The following is a 22,170-nucleotide window of genomic DNA, read 5'->3' on the forward strand; positions in this document are numbered from 1 at the left end:
GGCCAGCTCGACGGCGCGCTCGGCGAGCCGGTGGGCCGCGCCGTCAACGGCCACCAGCAGTCCCGCCGCCGCGGCACAGCTCAGCGCGGTGGGGGTCAACGCCCAACCGGTCAGCCGGCCGCCCAGCACCACGGCGCGCCGCAGCGCCGGCCCGGCTCGCTCATGGTCGCCCCGCAGGGTCGCCGCCACCCCGGCGATCAGACAGCCCATGACCTCCAGGGCCGGCGGGTCGTCTGGGCGCCGCAACGGCAGTGCCCGCCGGCCGACCTCGGCGTACCGGTACTGGTCGCCGGTGAAGCAGACCGCCTCGCCGGCCCGCACCAGCCCGGTCAACGCCAGGGCGCGGTCAGTATCGTCCACCGCCGCGGCGGAGGCCAACAGCGTGGCCGACGCACTCGACGCGGTGCCGCAGCGCAGCTCCAGCTCACCGCGGAGCAGGTCGGCGCGGCCTCGAACGACCGGGTCGACGCAGACCGCGCGGAGGCGGTCGAGCAGCAGCCGTGCCTCGTCGGGTTGCCCCCCGGCCCAGGCGTACCGGGCGGCGGTCAGCAGGCGGGCAGCGGTGAGCGTCGGCTGGTCGCTCAGTTCGGCGGCCCACCGCAGGGCCACCGAGGCGGCGGCCCAGCCGTCGGATCCGCCGGCCGCCGCCTGTTCCAGCTCGCCGGCGAGGACCGGATCGGCACCCGCCGTCGCGGCGGCGAGGTGCATCGCCCGGCGCAGCCGCTGCCCGTCCGCGACCAGCACCTCGGCGAGCAGTCGGTGCGCCGCGCGGCGCTCCGCGAGCGGCGCGCTGGCCGCGATCATCGTGCGCACCAGCGGCTGCGGAAAGGTGACGCCGCGTTGCTCGACGCGGACCAGGCCGGCGACCTCCGCCGGGGCGAGCGCCTCGACCTCGGCGCCGGCGGCCGCCACGGCCCGGATCAGGGTGCCCGGCTCGCCGTCCTCGTCGAGCGCGGCGAGCAACAGCACCCGTCGGGTCTCCGGGGGCAGCCGGTCCAGCCGGGCTCGGTACGCGCGACCCAGCGCTCCGTCCGCCGGTGGCGCGGCGGGCAGCGACTCCTCGCCCCGCCACTGCCCCGCGGTGAGCACCTCGGCGAGGTCCACCAGGGCCTGCGGGTTGCCGCCGCCGATCGTGGCCAACGCGGTCAGGGCCGACGCGGCTGGCCCGTCGGGGAGCCGGTCGACGCCCTCGCGCCCGGTCAGCCGATCGAATCGATCGGTGAGGACGGCGCGGCTCTCGTGCTCGGTCAGCACGCGCAGTCGGTGTGCCGGTATCCCGTCGAGGTTGGCGGTGACGTCCGCGGTGAGCAGGACGGCGAGCGGCAGGTGCCGCAGTCGGCGGGCCACGAACGCCAGCACCTGCGCGGTCTGCGGGTCGCCTCGGTCGATGTCGTCCATGGTGACGAGCAACGGCCGGTCCCGGGCGGCGGCGGCGAGCAGCCCGAGCACCGCCATCGACAGGGTCAACTGCCGGTCGGCCGGGCAGCTCTCCCCGGCCAGTGCGCGCCGTAGCAGTTGACGCTGCTCGCCGGGGAGCGCGGCGGCCCGGTCGAGCACCGGGTCGACCAGACGTTGCAGGCCGGCGTACGGCAGGGCGGCTTCCTCGGCGAGCCCGCTGCCGGCGAGCACTGTGCAGCCACCCTCGGCGTGGCGATGGGCGTAGCCGAGAAGCGCCGTCCGGCCCGATCCGGGCTCTCCGCGCAACAGCAGGGCACCGCCGGCGTTGGTCATGCCGTCGAGCAGGCTCCGGACAGCCCGGCACTCGTCGTCCCGGCCACGCAGCACGGTTAGTTGCACTCTTGATGCAGTAACCATGCCTGCCAGTGTTACCCATCGGAAACCGAATGGAAAGAGGGGGCAATATCGGGCCGGGCCGGAATCAGTCGGGCGCGACCTCGGCCAGCAGGGCGCCCACGGTCCGGGCCATCACCGCGCGGGCCTGGTCCACGCCCAACTCGAGCCCGTAGCGCAGCATCGACCAGGCCTGCCAGGTGCTCGCCGCCACGAGGGCGTTGAGCAACTGCTCCCGCCCCGCCCCGGCCTCGGCCAGCTCGACGGCGAAGAGGTCCTCGACCTCGTCGCGGACCCGTTCGATGTGCTTGAGACGGTTGCGGTGCAGTTGTTCGGAGACCGGCTCACGCATCTGGGCGGCCCGCGCCGACGGTGCGATGAGCTGGAGCAGTCGAGCCCGCTGCCGGCAGTACGCGTCGACCCGCTTCGCCAACGGCAGCCCCGGTGAGATCGGCCGGTGGGCGGCGTCCTGCTGGCGGAGCACCTCCGCGCCGCTGGCCTCGAAGAGCGTCTCCATGTCCTTGAAGTTGGTCCAGAGGGTGCGCAGCGAGATGCCGGCCCGCTCGGCGATGCGTTCCCCGGTGGGGCGGAGGTCACCCTCGGAGATGAGCGCGAGGTGCGCCTCGACGATGGCCGCGCGGGTCCGCTCGGCGCGGGCGGTACGCCCGTCCACCCGGCCCGCCACATCGACCCCGTCCATCCGCCCTCGCCCCCTCACCGCCACGGCGTCCCCCGACGCACCGCCGAGTCTAGACAGCCGTTGATCAGCGGCTTCGGACGCTCCGCCGACGCCGTCATCCGGCCCGGCCGGTCAGCGAGACGCCGCCGTCGCAGATGATGGTCTGCCCGGTGATCCAACTGGCGTCGCCCGAGGCCAGGAAGGCGACAGCGCCCGCCACGTCCGACGGCAGACCGAGGCGCCCGAGCGGGTACCGCGCGGCGACCTCGGCCTCCCGCCCGTCGTAGAGGGCGGCGGCGAAGCGGGTCTTCACCACGCCGGGGGCGACCGCGTTGACCCGGACCGTCGGCCCCAACTCCACGGCGAGGCTGGCGGTGAGATGGTTGAGCGCGGCCTTGCTGACCCCGTAGCAGGCGATGCCGGGCGACGGGCCGAGCCCGGCGATCGACGAGACGTTGACGACGCAGCCGCCGCGCTCGCTCATGCCGGCGGCCCAGACCTCCTGCACCCAGCCGAGCGCGGCGACCACGTTCACGTCGAGGATCTTGCGGGCCGCGGCCAGGTCCAGCTCGACCAGCGGGCCGCGCACCGGATTGATGCCGGTGTTGTTGACCAGCAGGTCCACCGGCCCGAACGCCGCGCTCACCTGGCTCACCGCGGCGGCCCGGTGCGCGGGGTCGTCGGCCCGGCCCGGCACCGCGAGGGCGTGTGCCGGGCCGCCCAGGTTGGCGACCGCCTCGGCCAGCCCCTCGGGGCGGCGGGCGGTCAGACCTACCCGCGCGCCTTCGGCGACGAGGCGTTGGGCGATGGCCAGACCGATCCCGCGACTGGCGCCGGTGACGATGGCGACCCGGCCCGCGAGTCGGCCCGAATATGCATTCACGGTGCAGATAGTAGGAGCATCGATCGGTATCGGTCAACGCCTCCGACGATCGGCCGGCAGGCCGCGCCGGCTGCGGGCGCGCAGCCGTCCGACCGGGCGTGGTCAGGCGGGACCACGCCCGGTCGGACGGCGGATGTTCGGTGTCTCAGGAGACGGTCGGCACCCCGTTCGCCGGGGGCGCGGCCGGGGTGGCGGTGTACTCGTTGACCGCCCCGTCCGCCTCGTCCGTCTCGTACGCCGGCCCGAAGTAGGTCTGCACTCCCCCGCTCACCCGGCTCAACCGCTGGCCGCCGTACCCGGAGTGGTCAGTGGCGGAGAAGCGCAGCGGCACCAGACCGGGGCCCTGGTAGCCGCCCTTCTGCACGGCGTCCAGCACCTTCTCGCGGGTGAGGTCCTTGCCGGCGGCGAGCAGCACCTGCACGAAGAGGTAGCCGACCGACATACCGTAGACGGTGTTGCCGTCGAACGGCGCGTCCCCGTTGTGCTCCTTGTTGACCTTGGTGAAGAGCTGGATCCACGGGTTCGCGGTGTCGTTCTGCATCGGCAGGTAGTTGGTGCCGACCATGCCCTCCAGCAGCGGCGCGGCGGCGCCGAGCTGCTTGGCCAGGGTCGGGTGGTCGGCGCCGACGTTGGAGACCAGCCACTGCGGCTTGAAGCCCAGCCGTGCCGCCGTGCCGACGGAGAGCGCGGTGAAGCCGGGCACGGTGGCCAGCACGACGACCTGGCAACCGGCCGCCTTGAACGCGCCGATCTGCGGCGCCACGTTGGTGTTGCTGGTGACGTACGTCTGTTTGACCGCCACGGCACCGGCGCCGAGCACCTTCTCCACGCCGGCCAGGCTGTCCCGGCCGAAGTCGTCGTCCTGACCGAGGAAGCAGACCTTCTGCCCGGCCAGGTTCGCCTTCGCGTAGTTGGCGAGGATCTTGCCCTCGACCGTGTAGTCGGGGTTGAACCCGAACGTGCCCGGATACTTGTCCGGCTGGTCCCAGCTGCGGCTGCCGGAGGCGACGAAGAGGTCTGGCACCCGGTTGCTCTTGAGGAAGTCGAGCACCCCGGTGTGCGTCGGCGTACCCAGACCATTGAGGACGGCGAAGACCTTGTCCTGGAGGACGAGCTGACGTACCACCTGCTGGGTGTTCGCCGGGTTGTAGCCGTCGTCCACGATCTTGTAGGTGATCTTCCGGCCGTGCACTCCGCCGTTGGCGTTGACGTAGTCGAAGTACGCCTTCGTCGCCGGGGCGATCTTCGAGTAGCCGGCCGAGGCCGGACCGGTCAGCGGCATGTGGGTGCCGACGACGATCTCGGTGTCGGTGACGCCCGGCACCGACGCCCCGCCGGAGCCGGGGCCGTCGTCGCCGCTACAGCCGGCAGCGGTGATGAGCAGGGCAAGGGTGCTGGCGATCGCGAGGCCGCGATGCGCGTTACGGTGCATGGGAAACACCGACCTTTCTCGGTCCGGTTGTCTGTGGGAACGGTGTGGTGGTGGGGCGCCCGGCCGAGGCCGGACCGAGGACAGCTCAGGAACGCCGGGTCGGACGCCTGGCCAGCAACGCCCGGCCGAGACGCGACAGCAGACCCTGCACACCGCCGGGGGCGGCGATCATGACGACGATCAGGGTGAGTCCGAAGATCGCCAGGGGGAGGTTGCCCTCCAGCCGCTGCGCCACAGCGGGCGAGAGCGTGAGCATCTCGGTCACCGAGTGGGTCAGATCGGGCAGGGCGACCAGCAGGACGGCCCCCCACAGCGCGCCGGTCAGTCGACCCAGGCCACCGATCACCACGGCCATCAGCAGGAACAGCGACAGGGTCAGCGAGAACGCGCCGGGTGAGACGCTCTGCGCGAGCACCGCCAGCAGCGCACCGCCGAGCCCGGCGGTGGCCGCGCTGACCACGAACGCGAGGACCTGGGTGCGGGCCACGTGGATGCCGGCGAGGCGGGCCGCCACCTCGTCGTCGCGGACCGCCCGGAAGATACGCCCGTACCGGCTGCGGATCAGGTTCGCCAACAGCAGCAACGCGAGCAGGGTGGCCGCGCCGGTGACCCAGAGCTGCCACCGCTCGTACGGGAAGTACGGGCCGAGCGACAGCGGCGGCGGCTCCACCGGCACCGACAGCCCCTGCTCGCCGTTGAACACGCCGTCGAAGGTGACCGCCAGCGCCGGCACCACCACGGCCACCGCGAGGGTGACCCCGGCCAGATAGGGGCCGCGCAGTCGGGCCGCTGCCACACCGACCACCGCGCCTACCGCGACAGTGCTGGCGATCGCCGCAGCCAACGACAGCGGCAACAGCCAGCCGCCGGTCATCCCCCGGTCGGCGAACGCGGTCTGGCACAGCGCCACCGTGTACGCCCCGGTGGCCATCAGCGCGCCGTGCCCGAGCGACAGTTGACCGTTGAGCCCGGTGAGGACGGTCAGCCCGGCGGTCGCGCAGAGGTAGGCGGCCACGGTGGCGAGCTGGAAGTTGCGGAACGGCTCGACGGAGTAGCTGATCGCCACCAGCAGCAACCCGGCGGCCAGCACCACCGCGAGGTGGCGCAGCAGTGTGGAGCCGCGTCGCCGGTCGACCGGTCGGCCGCCCGGGTCGTCGAGCTGCTCTCTCGGCGGCACTGCCGCCCTCGTGGCGCTCACACCCGCCTCGCCGCGACCGGGGCGAACAGCCCACCGGGCCGGACCAGCAGCACCGCCAGCAGCAGGACCAGCACCGCGAGCGGGGTGAGGTCACTGCCGGCGTAGCCGCTCACGTAGGAGAGCAGCAACCCCACCACCAGCCCACCGACCACCGCTCCCGGTGGACTGTCCAGCCCGCCGACCACCGCCGCGGTGAACGCCGAGACGAACACCAGGTCCATCGCGTGCGGGTGCAGGCCCAACTCGGTCGGCAGGACCAGCATGGCGGCCAGCGCGCCCACCCCGGAGGCGAGCGCCCAGCCGAGGGTCAGCATCCCGCCGACGTTGACCCCGAGCAGCCGGGAGACCTCCGGAGCGAAGGCCGCCGCGCGCATCCGCAACCCCACCGGGGTACGGGCGAACATCCAGGCCAGGCCGCTGACCACCACGCCGATCGTGGCGAAGACGAACAGGTCGTACGGGGACAGCACGGCGACCCCGCCCACGGTGAGGGCGGACCGGCTGAACGGGGCCTCGGCGGGGCGGAACTCGCTGCCGTACACCATGCCGAGCACGGCCTGGATCAGCAGCACCAGCCCGAGCGCGACGATCACCGGGTTGAGCGGTGAGGCGTGATCGACGTGCCGCATCACCACCCGGTCCACCAGCGCACCGAGCAGCAGGCCGGCGACGATCGCGACCACGAAGCCCAGCCAGTAGGAACCGGTCGCGGTGCTCACTGTGTACGCGACGTACGCGGCGGCGACGGCCATCGCCCCCTGGGCGAAGTTGACGACCCGCGCCGCCCGCCAGATGAGCACCAGGGCCAGCGCGAACGCGGCGTACACCGCGCCCCGGGACAGGCCGTCGACGGTGAGGAAGACGAAGCGGTCCAACAGTCCTCCCTCCGGGGGACGAGATGGTGGTCAGAAACCGAGGTACGCGTGGCGCAGGTCGACGTCGTCGCGTAGCTGCACCGCCGGGGCGGCGATCACCACCCGACCGAGGGACATCACGACGCCCTGGTCGGCGACGGCGAGCGCGCTGCGCACGTTCTGCTCGACCAGCAGGACGGTCAGCCCGGTGCGGTCGCGCAGTTGGCGGAGCAGGGCCATGGTCCGGGCGACAACCCGCGGCGCCAGGCCGAGCGACGGCTCGTCCAGCAGCAGCAGACGGGGGCGCCCGACCAGGGCCCGACCGAGCGCGAGCATCTGCCGCTCGCCGCCGGAGAGCTGGTGACCGAGGTGCCGGCGGCGTCGGGCCAGCGGCTCGAAGAGCTGGTAGACCTCGTCGAGGGCCCGCCCGGCGTCGGCCCGGTCGCGTCGCCACAGCCCGCCCAGCCGCAGGTTCTCGTCGACGGTCAGCTCGCTGATCACGCCCCGGCCCTCCGGGACGTGCGCCATGCCGCGCCGGACGAGCTGCTCCACCGGCGTGCCGCGAAGGTCCTCCCCGGCCAGCAGGACCTGGCCGGCGGCCGGGCGGATCATGCCGGAGAGCGCGCGCAGGAGGGTGGTCTTGCCGGCGCCGTTGGCGCCGACGACAGCGGCGATGGTGCCGGCCGGGACGGTGAGGTCGACGGCCCGCAGCACGGGCGCGGCACCGTAACCGGCGACCAGCCCCCGCACGACGAGCAGGTCCGTGCCGCTCATGGGGAGACCTCTTCCTCGACTGTGGCACCGAGGTACGCGTCGGTGACCGCGGGGTCGTCGCGGATCTCGTCCGGGGTGCCGGCGGCGATGACCCGGCCGAAGTCGAGGACCACGAGTTCGTCGCAGACGGCCATCACCAGGTCCATGTGGTGCTCGACCAGGAGCACGGCGCAGGGGTCGGTGTCCCGCCGGGGCAGGTGCCGGACCAGCTCCGCCAGCTCGGCGATGTCGTCCGCCCCGAGGCCACCGGCCGGCTCGTCGAGCAGGAGCAGCCGGGGCCGGGCGGCGAGCGCGCGGGCCAGGGCGACCCGCTGGCGTACGGCGAAGGGCAGGGTGGTCGGCGCGGCCCCGGCGTGCTCGGCGATGCCCAGCTCGTCGAGGATGGCCATGGCGTCCCCGCGGAGCCGGCGCTCGTCGCGGTCGCTGGCCGGCAGCCCGAGCAGCGCCGGGACGAAGCCGGCACGGGCGGTGTGCGAGGCGCCGGTCATCACGTTCTCCAGCACGCTCAGCCCGGCGAAGAGCCCGGTGCCCTGAAGGGTCCGGGCGATGCCGAGCCGGGTCAGCCGGTGCGGCCGTGGCCGCAGCGGTCGGTCGTCGAGGGTGAGTGAGCCCGTCTCCGGTGCGACGAAGCCGCAGATCACGTTGAACAGCGTGGTCTTGCCGGCGCCGTTGGGCCCGATGACGCCCACCACCCGGTTGGGTGGCACCCGCAGGGACACGTCGTCGAGGGCGGTGAGGCCGCCGAAACGGACGCCGATGTGGTGCAGTTCGAGGCCGCGCTCCATCACCCATCCCTCTGTCGTGGCGGGTGTTTATTTACACTCGCAGTGTACGTTTCTCGGGTTTGGCGTCAAGACCTTCAATGCCGCCTTCACGCACGTGGACGGGGCGGCCGCCAGCGGCGACCGCCCCGTGACCGCCGTCAGGCGCTGGGACAGGTGTTGCGGTACTCCTCGATCTGCGAGCCGCTCGGGCCGGGGCAGAGGAACTGCTCGTAGCGGGTGTCGTCGTCGACGAACCGCTTCAACCAGGCCACCATCTGCCGCGCGGTCGGCGTGTTCGTGGTCTGCGGGAAGAAGTGGCTCGCCCCGTTCAGCTCCAGGTACGCCTTCTCGGCGGAGGCCGGGATGCTGTTGTAGAACGGGATCGAGTGCGACGAGACCGACGCGACACTGTCGTTCTCGCCACCGACGATCAGCGTCGGCACCCGCAGCTCGGACCAGCTCTTGTCCAGGTTCCACGGCGCCAGCGGCACCGCGGCCTGCAACGAGGGCCGCGACGAGGCCGCCTCCAGGCTGCCCCCGCCACCCATGGAGTGGCCGGCCACCGCGAGCCGACTGCTGTCGATCCGGGTACGCACCGAACTGCGCTGGGTCAGGTAGTCCAGCGCGGCGAGCAACTGCCGGCCCCGGCTGTCCGGCTGGTCCAGCCGACTGTTGGTCTCGATGCCGATCACCACGAAGCCGTGCGAGGCGATGCGCGGTCCGAGCCAGCTGATGCTGGACCACGCGGCGGTGTAACCGGGCGAGATGGCGATGGCGCCGAAGGTGCCCTCGCTGGTGCTGGTCGGGTAGTAGATGACGCCGCCGCCGAAGCCGGTGACGCTCAGCGAGGACACGCTCTGCGAGGACGTCGCGAACGGGCCGCGGCTGGCCTCCAGGATCGCGGTGGTCGGGGCGGGGCCCCGCTCGTACGGGCCGGCGGCCTGGGCGGCGCCGGACGATCCGGCCAGGACGCCACCGGCGGCCAGGACGGCGGCCAATGCGAGCCGGGTGGCACGGGCTGCGACGGAACGGGGACGGGTGGTGGTTGGTGAGGACACGTCGGGCACTCCCTAAAGTCGAGGGATATCGACGTGTGTCAGTTTTGGCTGCTCCGCCGATCCCGGCATCGGCGAAATCACCAGTCCCGGCGCAGGATGCCGGGATGAGTCGTGTTTCGACCCTCTGACCTGGGGTAGCAGGGCAGGCGCCGGCCCGCACACGCGCCATGGAGAGGTTCAGCCAGTGGATTCCAGCAAGCCCGCCGAGGCGGTCAAGAACGTCGTGAAGACCGCATCAGGAAAGATCGCCGACGCCCTCAGCCCGGATGTCCCCGGTGCACCGGGGAGCGCGCCACCGCCGCTCGAGGAGCCGACGACGCCGCACGACCCGCTGCCGCCGAAGCCGGAACAGGGGGCACCGCAGACGCGCACGCCGACTGGCGCGGAGACCGGCGCGCCGACGATCGCGAACGGTCAGCAGGGGGCCTACCTCACGACCGCGAACGGGGCACGGCTACGCGACACCGACCACTCGCTCAAGGCCGGCCCGCGCGGCCCGGTGCTCCTGCAGGACCACCACCTACGCGAGAAGATCACGCACTTCGACCACGAACGCATTCCGGAGCGCGTGGTGCACGCCCGGGGCGCCGGCGCGCACGGTGTGTTCACCGCGTACGGCACCGCCGAGGCGGTCACCAGGGCCGGCTTCCTCAAGAAGGGACGCGAGACCGACGTCTTCGTCAGGTTCTCCACGGTTCTCGGTTCGCGGGGTTCGGCCGACACGGTCCGCGACACCCGTGGCTTCGCCACGAAGTTCTACACCGACGAGGGCACCTTCGACCTGGTCGGCAACAACATCCCGGTCTTCTTCATCCAGGACGCGATCAAGTTCCCGGACATCATCCACGCCGGCAAGCCGCACCCGGACCGGGAGATCCCGCAGGCGCAGAGCGCCCACGACACCTTCTGGGACTTCGTGTCGCTGCACACCGAGGCGCAGCACCACACCATCTGGAACATGTCCGACCGGGGCATTCCGCGTTCGTACCGGACGATGGAGGGCTTCGGCGTGCACACCTTCCGCCTCGTCAACGAGGCCGGGGAGACGGTGCTGGCCAAGTTCCACTGGAAGCCGAAGTTGGGCGTGCACTCGCTGACCTGGGAGGAGGCGCAGCTGATCGGCGGCATCGACCCGGACTTCCACCGACGCGACCTGTACGACGCCATCGAGGCCGGCGCGTACCCCGAGTGGGAGCTGGGCATCCAGGTCTTCCCGGACACGCCCGAGGAGACCTTCGCCGGCATCGACCTGCTCGACCCGACGAAGATCGTGCCGGAGGAGCTGGCCGAGGTGCAGCCGGTCGGGCGGCTGGTGCTCAACCGGACGCCGACGAACTTCTTCGCCGAGACCGAACAGGTCGCCTTCCACCTCGGTCACCTGCCCCCGGGCATCGACGTCACAAACGACCCGCTGTTGCAGGGCCGGCTCTTCTCGTACGTCGACACGCAGCTCACCCGGCTGGGCGGGCCGAACTTCACGCAGATCCCGATCAACCGCCCGCACGCGGCCGTGAACGACATGCTGCGCGACGGCTTCCACCAGCACGCCGTGCACGCCGGCGTCGCACCGTACCGACCGAACTCGCTCGACGGCGGCAACCCGTTCCCCGCCGGGGACGCCGAGCACGCCTTCGTCGACGTGCCGGTCACTGTCGCGCAGGCGCCGAAGGTACGCGCGAACCCGGCCTCGTTCGACGACCACTACAGCCAGGTCCGCCTGTTCTGGCTGAGCATGTCGCCGGTCGAGAAGGAACACATCATCCGGGCGTACACCTTCGAGCTGGGCAAGTGCTACCACCAGGCGATCAAGGAGCGTCAGCTGCGGAGCCTCGCCAACATCGACCCGGTGCTGTGCGAGCAGGTCGCCACCGGCCTGGGTCTGCCCGCGCCGCAGCCGACAGTGCCGCTCCCCGACGTCACGCCCAGCCCGGCGCTGTCGCAGGTCGGTCGGGAGTGGCCGAGCGACGGCCGCATGGTCGGGATCGTCGTCGACCCCGACGGTGACCTGGACGGCGTCGACGAGGTTCGCCGGGCGGTGTTCAGCGCCGGCATGGTGCCGCTGCTGATCGCCCCGCACGGCGGCATGGTGGGCGACCTGCCGGTGCAGCGCACCTTCGCCACCGGCCGGTCGGTCGAGTTCGACGCGGTCCTGCTGGCCGGAGCGCCGGCACCCGCACCGGATGCCCTGCCCGCCCGCGACGCCAAGGCGGGCACGCCGGGCCCGGCCGCCGTGGACCCCCGCGTCCTGCTGCTCGTCGAGGAGTGCTGGCGGCACGCCAAGGCGATCGGCGCCTGGGGGGCCGGTGTCACAGTGCTGGAGCAGGCCGGCGTCGCCGGCACCCCGGGCGTCGTGGCGGCGGGCTCGGGCGCCGAAGCGCTGACCGCGGTGCAGCAGTTGATGGCCGCGCACCGGGTCTGGGAACGGTTCCCCGCATCGGTCGCCTGATCCAACCACCGACGAGGGCCGTCCTCCGCACCACTGGGAGGACGGCCCTCGTCGGTGTCCGGCGCTATCGCCGGGTCCACCGCAGATGGCTCGTGCCGGCGCTACAGCTGCGCTGCTCGATCATCGCGCCGTTCGCTGTGCTCTGGCCGACAGTGCCCAGGCACAGTCCGCTGTGCGCGTTGACGAGTTGCCCGGCCTCGTTCAGGGTGAACTGTTGCGCCGGGGTCGTGTTGCAGGTGGTGAGCTGGATCGCCGCTCCGGCGTCGCTGGACGCGGCGAGCACGTCCAGGCAACGCCCACCCAACTGCACGCTCCGGTCCGAGCGCATCGCCCAGAGCTGGTGGGAGGCGCGATCATCCCGGCAGTCCCAGATCCCGAGCCGGACCGGGTCGGGTGAGTCCGGCGCGCTGATGTCCAGGCACCGCTTGCTCGCCACCCCGACGAGCCGGTTGCCCGACCGCGCCGGGGGCACGCTCGGACTCGGCGACACTCGACGGTCCGGCGTGGCGGACGGCGTGGCCCCGTCCGCCGTCGACGCCGGCCGGAAGCCCGCGGTGACCTCCCGGAACGCGTCCGCCCCGGCCGCCGGCCAGGCCGACTCGGGTGTCAACCAGGCGATGCTGTAGCCGTGACGCGCAGCCGTCGTGAAGGTGCGCTGGCGTCCGCGCATCGCGGTACCCGCCTCGCTGGTGTAGACCCACTCCAGGTCGGCGGCCTTGAGCTGGTAGTTGACAGCGAGCAGCTCGACCCGGCGGTAGTCGCGGTACCGCTCGCTGACGGCCGGGCCGCCGAGTTCGGCCAACGGGTCGCCGCGCGGCGAGTCGGTCTGGCTGACGACAAGCATCCGTTCGCCGCCCGGCTCGCGCAGTTCGACGCGCTGGCCGCGCCGGAGGATCTGCCAGTCGCGCGGCGCCGGCATCGAGAAGCCACTGCTGTCCCGGTAGACCGACCACGAGATCGGCCGGAGGGCAGCGGTCGTCGGTGCGGCACCGGGCGTCGACGGCGCACCCGCCACGGCGGCGTCCACCAGCTCGGCCCCTCCCCCGGCCGGCCGCGACGCCCGGCGGGTGGCCAGCGGAACCCCGACCGCCAAGCCGAGCGCGACCACTGCCGCGAGACCACCGAGGAGCCAGGTCCGCCGTCGGCGGGCCGGTCCCGGACCGGCACGATCCGCCGCCACCGGGGCCGACGACCGGGGTACGTCGGACGCGTCGACCGGATGGACCGTGATCGCCGGTGGTGCGGGCACGGCGGGCGCCGGACGCCACGTCACCGCGATGGGTGGCCGCGGTGTGCCGTCCAGCACGGCCCGGAGCAACTGCTCGGCCGCGTCGGCGTCCATCCGCTCGGCCGGGTCCTTGCGCAGCAGACCGGCCAGCACCGGTGCGAGCGGACCCGCCCGTCGCGCCGCGGGTGGCGGCTCGGTGACCAGCGCGGTGAGGCTCATCAGACTCGACGGCCGGGCGTACGGCGACTGGCCCTCGACGGCGGCGTACAGGGTCGCGCCGAGCGACCAGAAATCCCCCTCCGGGCCCACCGTGCCCCGCATGGCCCGCTCGGGAGAGACGTACGCGGGCGAGCCGAGCACCACACCGCTGAGGGTGAGGTTCACGTCCTCGACGGCGGTGGCCAGGCCGAAGTCGGTGAGCACGATCCGGTCGTCCGCGCCGACGAGGATGTTCGCCGGTTTGACGTCGCGGTGCATGATCCCGGCGCGGTGGGCGGCGCGCAGCGCGCCGAGCACGGCCAGCCCGATCTCGGCCGCCCGCACCGGCGCGACGGGGCCGTCGGTGGTGATGGTGTCGTGCAGCGAACGGGACGGCACGTACTCCATCACGATCTGCGGGTCGCCGTCGGCGCTCAACAGCACATCGAAGACCCGGACGACGTTGACGTGGTCGAGTTGCGCGATTGCCCGGGCCTCCCGAAGTGACCGGACCCGCAATTCCTGTCGCGCCTCAATGGTCAGGCCGGGGGGTGGAACGATTTCCTTGATGGCGACGTCCCGTTGCAGCATTCGGTCGCGGGCTTTCCACACTCGACCCATTCCGCCCTGGCCGATGAGCTCGACGACGTCATACCGATCGGTAACAAGAAGCGGCAACATCTGCGACACCCGGAGAGGCTACCTGGCACGCCGTAAAACAATTTCCGGCAGTCGAAGCGAACCACCGTATGTGATCCGGCTCATCCCCCGCCGGCAACGTCGTTTGTGGAGCGAAAGACGGCGCGGGCCAACCGCGCTCGCGCCATGGTGCTTGACACTCGACGTCAAGTGCTTGACGATGGGCGTCAAGTAGCGGAGGAGGCAGCATGTCGCCAACCCACCAGGAACTGACCGAGCAGCTCATCCGGTTGATCGACATCCGCCTGCTCGACCCCCTGGAAATCCTGGTCGACGGCCACGACGCCATCGACCCGCTGCGCACCGTCATCCGGGATCGGGCCCGATCCTGGGCGACCACAATCGTCAGCGGCGACGACCGGGCCGCCGTCAGCGTGGTCATGCGCGCGATCGCCACCCTCTACCCGGGGGACGGACCGTTCGACCCACCCAACGACTGGTGGCGCAGCCCTTTCGGCCAGGCCGTCGCGCGACGGGTCGGCCACCCGACCGCCGAATCCGTGTCGTACGCGGTGGCCGGCGCCATGCTCGGCATCACCCGCCAGGGCGTCCACGACCTGGTCTCCCGCGACAAGCTCGCCCGCCACCCCGAAGGCGGCGTGCGCTCCGCCTCCGTACGCGACCGACTGCTCAAGGAAGGGAACCGACGTGTCTGAGACCATCATCGACTCCGGGACCGTGCCCATCGCGATCCGCGACTTCGGCGGACCCGGACAACCGCTGCTGCTCCTTCACGGCGCCGGCGGCAACCTCGCCCAGATGACCACCCTCGCCGAGCACCTGCGCCCGACCCACCGGGTGGTCACCGTCGACCTGCGCGGTCACGGCCGGTCCGGAGACGGCCCGTGGCGCTGGAACGCCGTACTGGCCGACCTGGCCGCCGTCGCCGACCACCTCGGCCTCACCTCCCCAGCGGTGGTCGGCGTCTCCCTCGGCGGCATGCTCGCCACTCTCTGGGCGCAGCGTCACCCGGAGTGCCCCGGTGCCGTCAGCTTCGACGGCAATCCGCCGTTGAACCGTCCGGACCAGCTCACCGGGCTGGATCCGGCGCAGACCGAGACCGAGCTGGCCAAGCTGCGGGCCGTATTCGACGCGATGGCCGCGATGCTGGCCGAGCCGCTCACCGCCGAACAGGTGGCCGCCATGCTGGCGGGGCAGCGGGCCATGGCCCAACGCTACGGCGCCGCACCCGACGACTGGGTGGCGGCCGTCGAACGCAACCTCGTGCCCGGCGACGACGGCCGCAGCCGGCTGCGGCCCGGCCCGGACCTCACCCGGCAACTCCGGGACGCCATGGACTCCCTCGAGCTGATGCCCGCCTACCGCGACGTCCGCTGTCCGCTGCTGCTCGTCCTCGCCACTGAGGACCTGCCCGAACAACAGCCGTTCCACAGCCTGTACGAGGCGTACCGCAAGGTCACCGCCGAACGGCTTGCCACCGTGGACAACCCGTCTCTGCGGGTGCGGCAGCTCGCCGGCGCCAGCCACGCGATGGTCGCCGAACGCCCACAGGAGCTCGCCACCCTCATCACCGACTTTCTCAACCCTCACAACTGAGGGCGGCCCGCAGGAGCCCGCCTCCTGGCGAAGGGGCCCTGGGTGGCACCCGCACCGGTCGCGGCGGAATCAGCCGATGTCGGCCAGCCGGGGCAGCACCTCGTCGCCGAGCCGCCGGGCGAACTCGATCGGGTCCCGATCAGGCGTCACCTGCACCTCGCTCACCCCGGCTCGGAACCGCCTACGGATCGGGTCCGGCGGCGTTCATTACCGCACCATGACAATTCGTGGATCACGTGCGGATATCCGGCTGGCAGCTTTCGGTGGGTGATCCAACAGCTGTCTCCCACCGAGCCCCGGCCCGCCGAGCTGGAGCCCGACGCGCCGCGCGTCCGGTTCCGCCACCGCCAACGGACCGGACCCGCCCCTGCCTCCGCGCCCGCACCTGCCGCCGGATCACACCGGGCGCAGTGGGCGGATGCCGCGAAGGGCGTCTGCATCATCCTCGTCGTCCTGTGGCACGTCGTCGTGAAGGACTACCTCCAGATCGACTGGCACATCGGCGTACCGGTGCCGGGCTTCTGGGGAACGCTGGGCGAGCAGTTCCTTCCGCTGCGGATGCCGCTGTTCTTCACCATCTCGGGCGTCTTCGCGGCGAACGCCGCCCAGCGGCCGTGGCGGGTCGTCGCCCGCAGCCGGATCGCCGGGTTCCTCTACCTGTACGCCGTCTGGCTGCTGATCCACACAGTGGTCCTCGCCGCCGCGCCGGAACTGCCGACCGACCGGGCCACCTCGGCGCTCGGCCTGCTGGAGCAGCTCACCATCACGCCGTCCAACCTCTGGTACCTGTACGCCCTGGCGCTGTACTTCACGATCGCCAAGTTGACCCGCCGGGCGCCCCGCGCGCTGGTCCTGGTCCCCGCCGCCGCACTGTCCGCCGTCGCCGCCGCCGGCCTGCTCGACACCCCGGGCAACCGCGCCGGCCTCTACCAGAACCTGGTCTTCTTCCTCGCCGGCCTGTACCTGCGGCCGCAGATCCAGCAGTGGGCCGCCACCGCCAGCCGCCGCCGGCTGTTGCTGACCTCGGGTGGCTACGTCCTGGCGCTCGCCGCGATGGCGGTGACCGGCGCCCAGCAGTGGCTCGGGGTATGGCCGGCGGTCTCCGTGGTGGCAGTGATCTTCGGCATAACCGCTGCTGCCCGGCTGTCGCGGTGGTCGGCGCTCAGCAAACCGCTGGCTAGGCTCGGCCGCATCACGTTGCCGATCTACGTCATTCACATGCCGGTCCTGGCCCTACTGCACCGGCTGTTGCTCGTACCGGTTTCCGGGCTGGGTGGGTCGGCTCAGGGCCTGATCGTGCTCGGTTATCCGATTCTGCTGAGCGGGCTGGTGATCGGTCTGAGCCTGGTCGTTCACCGCGGGCTGCTGGCGGTTCGCGCGGGCTGGCTGTTCGCGCTGCCCGGCACGCGCCGGTTGGAGGCGGCCGGATGAGCGCCCTCGCCGAAGCCCTGATCGACCTGGACGCGATCGCCAGCAACGTACGGTCGATCGCGTCGGTCACCGGCACCGGACTGATGGCCGTGGTGAAGGCCGACGGGTTCGGCCACGGCGCGGTGCAGGTGGCCCGGGCCGCGCTGCGCGCAGGTGCCTCCTGGCTGGGAGTGACCTCGACGGCCGAGGCGCTGACCCTGCGCGACGGGGGTGTGACAGCGCCCACGTTGAGCTGGCTGCACAGCCCGGATGACGACTTCGGTATGTTGATCAAGAGTGGCGTCGACGTCGGCGTGTCCACGACGACGCACCTGCACGCCGTCGCCGACGCGGCCCGTCTGCTCGGCGTACCGGCGATGGTGCAGCTCAAGGCGGACACCGGGTTGTCCCGCAACGGGGCCGCCGGGGACGACTGGCCCGAGTTGGTCGGTTGGGCCCGCAAGTACGAACGAGAGGGTGGGATCCGGGTGCGCGGGGTGTGGTCCCACCTCGCCGACGCCGACCTGCCGGGCGCCCCCGCGCTCACCCGTCAGGTGGCGATCTTCGAGGAGGCGCTGCGGACCGCACGGTCGGCTGGCCTGAACCCTGATCTCGTCCACCTGGCCAACTCGGCGGCCGCGCTCTCCGCACCGCGGACCCGCTTCGACCTCTGCCGGATCGGGATCGCCCTCTACGGCGTGGACCCGTTCGGCGTGAGTGGTCCGGGCGAGTTCGGGCTGCACCCCGCGATGACCCTGCGGACGAGCGTGGTCAACGTCAAGCGGGTGCCGGCCGGCACCGGCGTCTCCTACGGGCCCGAGCACGTGACCGGCGCGGCGACCACGCTGGCGCTGCTGCCGCTCGGCTACGCCGACGGGCTGCCCCGGGCCGCGGGTGGCCGCGCCTCGGTGTGGCTCGCCGGCCGACGGTGCCCGATCGTCGGGCGCATCGCCATGGACCAGTGCGTGGTCGACGCCGGGGATCTTTCGGTGACGATCGGCGACCCGGTCGTGGTGTTCGGCCCGGCCCAGGGCGACCAGCACCCTCCGACGGTGGTCGAGTGGGCGCGCTGGGCCGACACCAACCCACACGAGATCTTGACCGGCATCGGGGCCCGGGTGGCCCGCGAGCACCTCCATGGAAGGGCACGGAACTCATGACAACCCGACTGGCAGTGCTGTACGGCGGGCAGAGCGGCGAGCACGAGGTGTCCTGCCGCTCGGCGGCGAGCATCCTCGCCCACCTGGACCGTGGGCGGTACCAGGTCACCGAGGTGCTCATCGACCGCGACGGCGGGTGGCACGTCGGCGGTCGACCGACGCCCCTGCCTGCGGCGTTGCGCGTCCTGCGTGCCCAGGACGTGGTGTTCCCGGCCCTGCACGGCCCGTACGGCGAGGACGGCACCGTGTCGTCGCTGCTGGAGTGGCTCGGCGTGCCGTACGTCGGCAACGGCGTCTTCGCCAGCGCCGCCGGCATGGACAAGGGGGTCACCAAGCGGCTCCTCGCGGCGGAGGGCCTGCGGGTCAGCCCGGGGGTGACCCTACGTCCCGGCGAGGCCCTGTCGCCCGAGGACCAGCGTCGGCTGGAGCTGCCGGTCTTTGTCAAGCCGGCCCGCGCCGGGTCGAGCCTGGGCGTCTTCAGGGTGGACGACTGGGCGGGAGTTCCCGCCGCGCTGGAGCAGGCCCGCCAGGTCGACCCGAAGGTGCTCGTCGAGCAGGGAGCGCGGGGACGCGAGATCGACGTGGCCGTCCTCCAGCACCCGGACGGCCGGGTACAGGCCGGCCCGCCGCTGGAGATCCGGGTGACCGGCTCCGGATTCTTCGACTACGACGCGAAGTACGACGGCGGGGCGATCTTCCAGATTCCCGCCCCACTCGACGCGGCGACCACCGAGGTGCTTCAGGACCGTGCGATTCGCGCCTTCCAGGCCCTCGACTGCCGTGGGCTGCTGCGGGTCGACTTCTTCCTGCCCACCGAGGGGTCGCCCGAGCCCATCGTGAACGAGGTCAACACGTTCCCCGGCTTCACCGCCGCGTCCCAGTTCCCGCAGATCTGGCAGCAGGCCGGCATCGAGTTCGCCGCACTGATCGACATCCTGATCGCCGGTGCGCTGGCCGACCAGGACCACGGCCACCACAGCGGGTTGCCCCGGCCGGCCCGAGCGGTCGACCACCTGGTGTGAGCGCCGGTCGGTGCCCGGTCACCTGATCGGGCACGCCCGGGGCGCTCGGGCGCCGTCGGACCCGACGATGGTGACGGTGGTGGCGGCGTTCGCCGCGCTGACCTGCGCCGCGGCGGCGACCGTCGTGCAGATGATCTGGTCGACCGCGCGCCCTGACAACGCCTGCGCGGCGATGTTCGCCCGCACCGTGAGGTCACCGGACTTGTTGTCGCCCGCCGTCACCGTGACCGGGTCCAGGCCGGCCGGAACGTCGCTGGTGAAACCCTGGGCGCGTTCGTTCTCCTGCGGACCGGCCGCGAGCAGCGAGAGCGCGGCGGCGGGCGACGGGTCCGTGTTGACCGGGCGGAGGACCAGCACCAGTTCGTCCTGCGCGAGCAGGTAAAGCCAGCTGCCCTGGGCGGGGCCGCTGATCGGCGGACGACCGGTGATGACCGCACTGGGTCGTACCCCACAGCCCGCCGCGAGCAGCGTCAGAAGCAGTCCACCGGCGAGCAGCGCACGGCCCGTTCTTCGGCCGGTCACCGGGCACCTCCGGCGTCCGCCGTTTCGCGGGGCAGGCGGAGGGTGAACACCGCGCCGCCGTGGGTGCCGTTGCCCGCTACGAGACTCCCCCGTCGCTCGCCGTGGCGGTGCAGACGCGCGTTCTCCCAGGAGATGGCGAGGCCGAGGCCGCTGCCCTCGGAGCGGGTTCGCGCGGTGTCGGCCTTGTAGAGGCGGTCGAAGACGTGTGGCAACACCTCCGGGTCCAGTCCGGGCCCCCGGTCGGCCACCTCGATGGTGACCCAGTCCGGGTCGGCGCCGAGTCGTACCGACACCGGTTCGGCACCGTGCCGGAAGGCGTTGCCGACAAGGTTGGCGACGATGACGTCCAGTCGGCGAGGGTCGAGTCGAGCCACGATGCCGGGTGGCAACTCCGTTCGTACCCGGTCCAGCCAGCCGCGGATCCGCAGGGTCGCGGTCACCGCCGCGGCCACGTCCACGTCGTCCAGGGCGAGCCGCGCGGTGCCGGAGTCGAACCTGCTGATCTCGATGAGGTCGTTTACCAGTTGGGTGAGGTTCTGCGTCTCCTGGCTGACCAGCCGGGCGGCCCGGCCCGCGTCCCCGGGCAGGTGTTCGGCCTCCTCGTCGAGCACGTCGGTGACCGCCGTCATCGCGGCCAGCGGCGTCCGGAGTTCGTGCGAGACGTCGGCCACGAAGCGGCGGGCGTCGGATTCCAACCGCCGCAGCTCGCCGACCTGCCGCTCCAGCGTCCCGGCGGTGTCGTTGAAGGTCCGTGCCACATCCGCCAGCTCGTCGGCGCCCCGGACGGTCAACCGGGTACTCAGGTCGCCCTCACCGAGGCGGCGCGCCGCCCGACTGAGGTCGCGGACGGGTCGCAGGACTCCGCGGGCGGACAGCAGGGCCAGCAGGACGGCGAGGACCAGGGACAATCCGCCGGTCAACCATGCCCTGCTGGCGAGCCGGTCGATGCTCTGCTGCTCGGGCACGAGATTGCGCACCGAGTAGACCTCCACCCCGGACGGGCGGGACGTGCCGTCCGGGCGGTCCAGCGCCAACTGGGTACCGATGAGCAGCGCGGGCTCTCCGGAGAGTGAGACCCGTTGCCAGGCGATGCGACCGTCACGGACCTTCTGCCGCAGCTCGGGGGTGAGCGGGTCGGCGAGTTCGGAGCCGCCCTGTGCCCGCATGTCCCGGTAGACGACCACCGCGAAGCTCTCCCGGTCACTGAGGCGCTGGGCCAACAGTTGGAGGTCGTCCTGGGTCGGCGGAAGCTGGGCGATCGGGTAGACCTTGGTGAGCTGGTCGGTCAGCGACATCACCGCGGCGTCCTGCGCCTGCTGGAGGATGACGTTCCGAGCCTGGAAGTAGCTGCCACCGGCCACCGCCACCGTCGTGGTCACGCCCAGCAGCGCGAATGCCAGGAGGAGCCGGACCCGTAGACCCGAGACCCATGCGCCGACCCGGCGCCACTGTGTCACAGCGGCCCGAACCGGTATCCGAAACCACGTACCGTCTGGATGAAGACCGGCGCCGACGAATCGGCCTCGATCTTGGCGCGTACCCGCTGGACGCACGCGTCCACGAGTCGCGAGTCGCCGAGATAGCCGTGCTCCCACACGGCCTCCAGCAACTGCTGGCGGCTGAGCACCTGGCCCGGCGTGTGCGAGAGTTCGAGCAGCAGCCGCAGCTCCGTCGGGGCGAGGCTGACCGGCGTTCCGTCCTTGCTGACCACCAGCGCGGCCCGGTCGATTGTCAACTCACCGTGCTGTTCCAGGCCGGTCCGCTCGCCGCCGCGCCGCGAGTCGCCACCGGTCCGTCGCAGCACCGCGCGGATGCGCGCCTCCAGCACCCGGGCCTGCACGGGCTTGACCACGTAGTCGTCGGCGCCGGCCTCCAGGCCCGCGACCACGTCCATGTCGTCGTTGCGGGCGGTGAGCATGATGATCGGCAGGTCGCCGAGCTGCCGGATCCGGCGGCAGACCTCGAACCCGTCCATCCCGGGCAGCATGAGATCGAGGACCACGACATCGGACGGGGTCGCGCGCAGCCGCTCCAACCCCTGCTCACCGGTGCCCACGGCGTGCACGGTGTGGCCCTGTCGGGTGAGCGCCAACTGCAGTCCGTCGCGCACCGTCTGGTGGTCTTCGATCAACAGCACCTGGGACATGTCGTCAAGTATCCCATCATGAGATCTTTCGGGTTTCGGTCGTTGGCGGTGGCTGCGCTCGGCTCCGCGGGGAGGGCGGCACCGCGAACTCCGTCGAACGCACCAGGAACACCACAGCGCCCACCAGGAACATCGTCGACGCGGCTGCGGCCACGATGGCGATCAACAAGCCGCGCTGCACCGACGCGGCCAGACCGGGCACGACCACCAGCAGCGCCCAGACCAGTACAACCAGCCCGACTGCGGCCTCGGCCAGCCTGCGCCAGAGGCTGCCACCGTCCGAACCTCCGGTCGTGTCGCGGCCGTCGGACCAGGCCGCCAACGCTGCCGCCGCCAGGCAGAACAGAGT

General features: G+C 72.2%; 20 protein-coding genes and 1 pseudogene. 6 read left to right on the plus strand and 15 right to left on the minus strand.

Features of this window, described 5'->3' with window-relative positions; genetic code table 11:
• From KBX08_RS29190 to KBX08_RS29230, 9 genes are all read right to left on the minus strand, one after another.
• Window positions 1–1,815, minus strand: a 1,815-nt coding sequence (locus KBX08_RS29190; RefSeq protein WP_210786572.1) for an AAA family ATPase, incomplete at its 3' end; no start/stop codon positions are given.
• A 64-nt stretch (window positions 1,816–1,879) separates the two neighbouring features.
• Complete coding sequence (locus tag KBX08_RS29195) at window positions 1,880–2,491, minus strand: TetR/AcrR family transcriptional regulator (RefSeq protein WP_210786573.1); 612 nt, start codon at window positions 2,489–2,491, stop codon at window positions 1,880–1,882.
• Window positions 2,492–2,585: 94 nt separating this feature from the next.
• Window positions 2,586–3,353 carry an SDR family oxidoreductase gene (locus KBX08_RS29200; RefSeq protein ID WP_210786575.1) on the minus strand — a complete coding sequence of 256 codons (768 nt, stop codon included), beginning with the start codon at window positions 3,351–3,353 and terminating at the stop codon, window positions 2,586–2,588.
• Window positions 3,354–3,498: 145 nt separating this feature from the next.
• Window positions 3,499–4,785, minus strand: a complete 1,287-nt coding sequence (locus tag KBX08_RS29205) for an ABC transporter substrate-binding protein (RefSeq protein WP_210786577.1) — start codon at window positions 4,783–4,785, stop codon at window positions 3,499–3,501.
• A gap of 85 nt (window positions 4,786–4,870) precedes the next feature.
• Entirely contained in the window at window positions 4,871–5,983 is a 1,113-nt protein-coding gene (locus KBX08_RS29210) for a branched-chain amino acid ABC transporter permease (RefSeq protein ID WP_210786579.1), read from the minus strand.
• Window positions 5,980–6,858 (minus strand): branched-chain amino acid ABC transporter permease, encoded by an 879-nt coding sequence (locus KBX08_RS29215; RefSeq protein WP_091399163.1) that lies wholly within the window; start codon window positions 6,856–6,858, stop codon window positions 5,980–5,982. Before KBX08_RS29215 ends, KBX08_RS29210 begins: the two co-directional genes overlap by 4 nt.
• Window positions 6,859–6,888: 30 nt before the next feature.
• The gene (locus KBX08_RS29220; protein ID WP_210786581.1) at window positions 6,889–7,611 is read right to left on the minus strand and encodes an ABC transporter ATP-binding protein; all 723 of its coding nucleotides are present in this window, start codon (window positions 7,609–7,611) and stop codon (window positions 6,889–6,891) included.
• Entirely contained in the window at window positions 7,608–8,396 is a 789-nt protein-coding gene (locus tag KBX08_RS29225; protein WP_210786583.1) for an ABC transporter ATP-binding protein, read from the minus strand. The genes KBX08_RS29220 and KBX08_RS29225 overlap by 4 nt, the downstream gene beginning before the upstream one ends.
• Before the next feature lie 137 nt (window positions 8,397–8,533).
• A complete protein-coding gene (locus KBX08_RS29230; RefSeq protein WP_210786585.1) occupies window positions 8,534–9,433 on the minus strand; it encodes an alpha/beta hydrolase in 900 nt (299 codons plus the stop codon).
• Between the two features lie 184 nt (window positions 9,434–9,617).
• Between KBX08_RS29230 and KBX08_RS29235 the strand changes: the two genes are divergently transcribed.
• A complete protein-coding gene (locus KBX08_RS29235) occupies window positions 9,618–11,879 on the plus strand; it encodes a catalase (protein ID WP_210786587.1) in 2,262 nt (753 codons plus the stop codon).
• Between the two features lie 64 nt (window positions 11,880–11,943).
• Here the strand turns inward: KBX08_RS29235 and KBX08_RS34140 are convergent, their stop codons facing one another.
• On the minus strand, window positions 11,944–12,369 hold the full coding sequence (locus KBX08_RS34140) for an RICIN domain-containing protein (RefSeq protein ID WP_307850682.1): 426 nt from the start codon (window positions 12,367–12,369) through the stop codon (window positions 11,944–11,946).
• Between the two features lie 48 nt (window positions 12,370–12,417).
• Window positions 12,418–13,995 (minus strand): annotated as a pseudogene (locus KBX08_RS29240) (serine/threonine-protein kinase); the annotation flags it as partial.
• Between the two features lie 197 nt (window positions 13,996–14,192).
• On the opposite strand from KBX08_RS29240, the gene KBX08_RS29245 reads away from it, so the two are divergent.
• The 5 genes from KBX08_RS29245 to KBX08_RS29270 all read left to right on the plus strand — a co-directional run bounded on the left by KBX08_RS29245 (window position 14,193) and on the right by KBX08_RS29270 (window position 19,153).
• On the plus strand, window positions 14,193–14,660 hold the full coding sequence (locus KBX08_RS29245) for a hypothetical protein (protein ID WP_210786592.1): 468 nt from the start codon (window positions 14,193–14,195) through the stop codon (window positions 14,658–14,660).
• Window positions 14,653–15,561, plus strand: a complete 909-nt coding sequence (locus tag KBX08_RS29250; protein WP_210786594.1) for an alpha/beta fold hydrolase — start codon at window positions 14,653–14,655, stop codon at window positions 15,559–15,561. The genes KBX08_RS29245 and KBX08_RS29250 overlap by 8 nt, the downstream gene beginning before the upstream one ends.
• A 267-nt stretch (window positions 15,562–15,828) precedes the next feature.
• A complete protein-coding gene (locus KBX08_RS29260; RefSeq protein ID WP_210786596.1) occupies window positions 15,829–16,992 on the plus strand; it encodes an acyltransferase in 1,164 nt (387 codons plus the stop codon).
• Window positions 16,989–18,131, plus strand: coding sequence for an alanine racemase (alr, locus tag KBX08_RS29265; protein WP_210786598.1), 1,143 nt, complete (start codon window positions 16,989–16,991; stop codon window positions 18,129–18,131). Before KBX08_RS29260 ends, alr begins: the two co-directional genes overlap by 4 nt.
• Entirely contained in the window at window positions 18,128–19,153 is a 1,026-nt protein-coding gene (locus KBX08_RS29270; protein WP_210786600.1) for a D-alanine--D-alanine ligase family protein, read from the plus strand. Before alr ends, KBX08_RS29270 begins: the two co-directional genes overlap by 4 nt.
• Before the next feature lie 18 nt (window positions 19,154–19,171).
• Here KBX08_RS29270 and KBX08_RS29275 read toward each other — a convergent pair whose 3' ends face one another.
• From KBX08_RS29275 to KBX08_RS29290, 4 genes are all read right to left on the minus strand, one after another.
• A complete protein-coding gene (locus tag KBX08_RS29275) occupies window positions 19,172–19,675 on the minus strand; it encodes a hypothetical protein (RefSeq protein ID WP_238690097.1) in 504 nt (167 codons plus the stop codon).
• A complete protein-coding gene (locus KBX08_RS29280; RefSeq protein WP_307850681.1) occupies window positions 19,672–21,054 on the minus strand; it encodes a HAMP domain-containing sensor histidine kinase in 1,383 nt (460 codons plus the stop codon). Before KBX08_RS29280 ends, KBX08_RS29275 begins: the two co-directional genes overlap by 4 nt.
• Before the next feature lie 74 nt (window positions 21,055–21,128).
• Window positions 21,129–21,821 (minus strand): response regulator transcription factor, encoded by a 693-nt coding sequence (locus tag KBX08_RS29285; RefSeq protein ID WP_210786604.1) that lies wholly within the window; start codon window positions 21,819–21,821, stop codon window positions 21,129–21,131.
• Window positions 21,822–21,837: 16 nt separating this feature from the next.
• Window positions 21,838–22,170, minus strand: a 333-nt coding sequence (locus KBX08_RS29290; RefSeq protein ID WP_210786606.1) for a hypothetical protein, incomplete at its 5' end; no start/stop codon positions are given.

The organism is Micromonospora sp. H61 (genome assembly GCF_018070325.1).
In the GTDB taxonomy this organism is placed as follows: Bacteria; Actinomycetota; Actinomycetes; order Mycobacteriales; family Micromonosporaceae; genus Micromonospora; species Micromonospora salmantinae.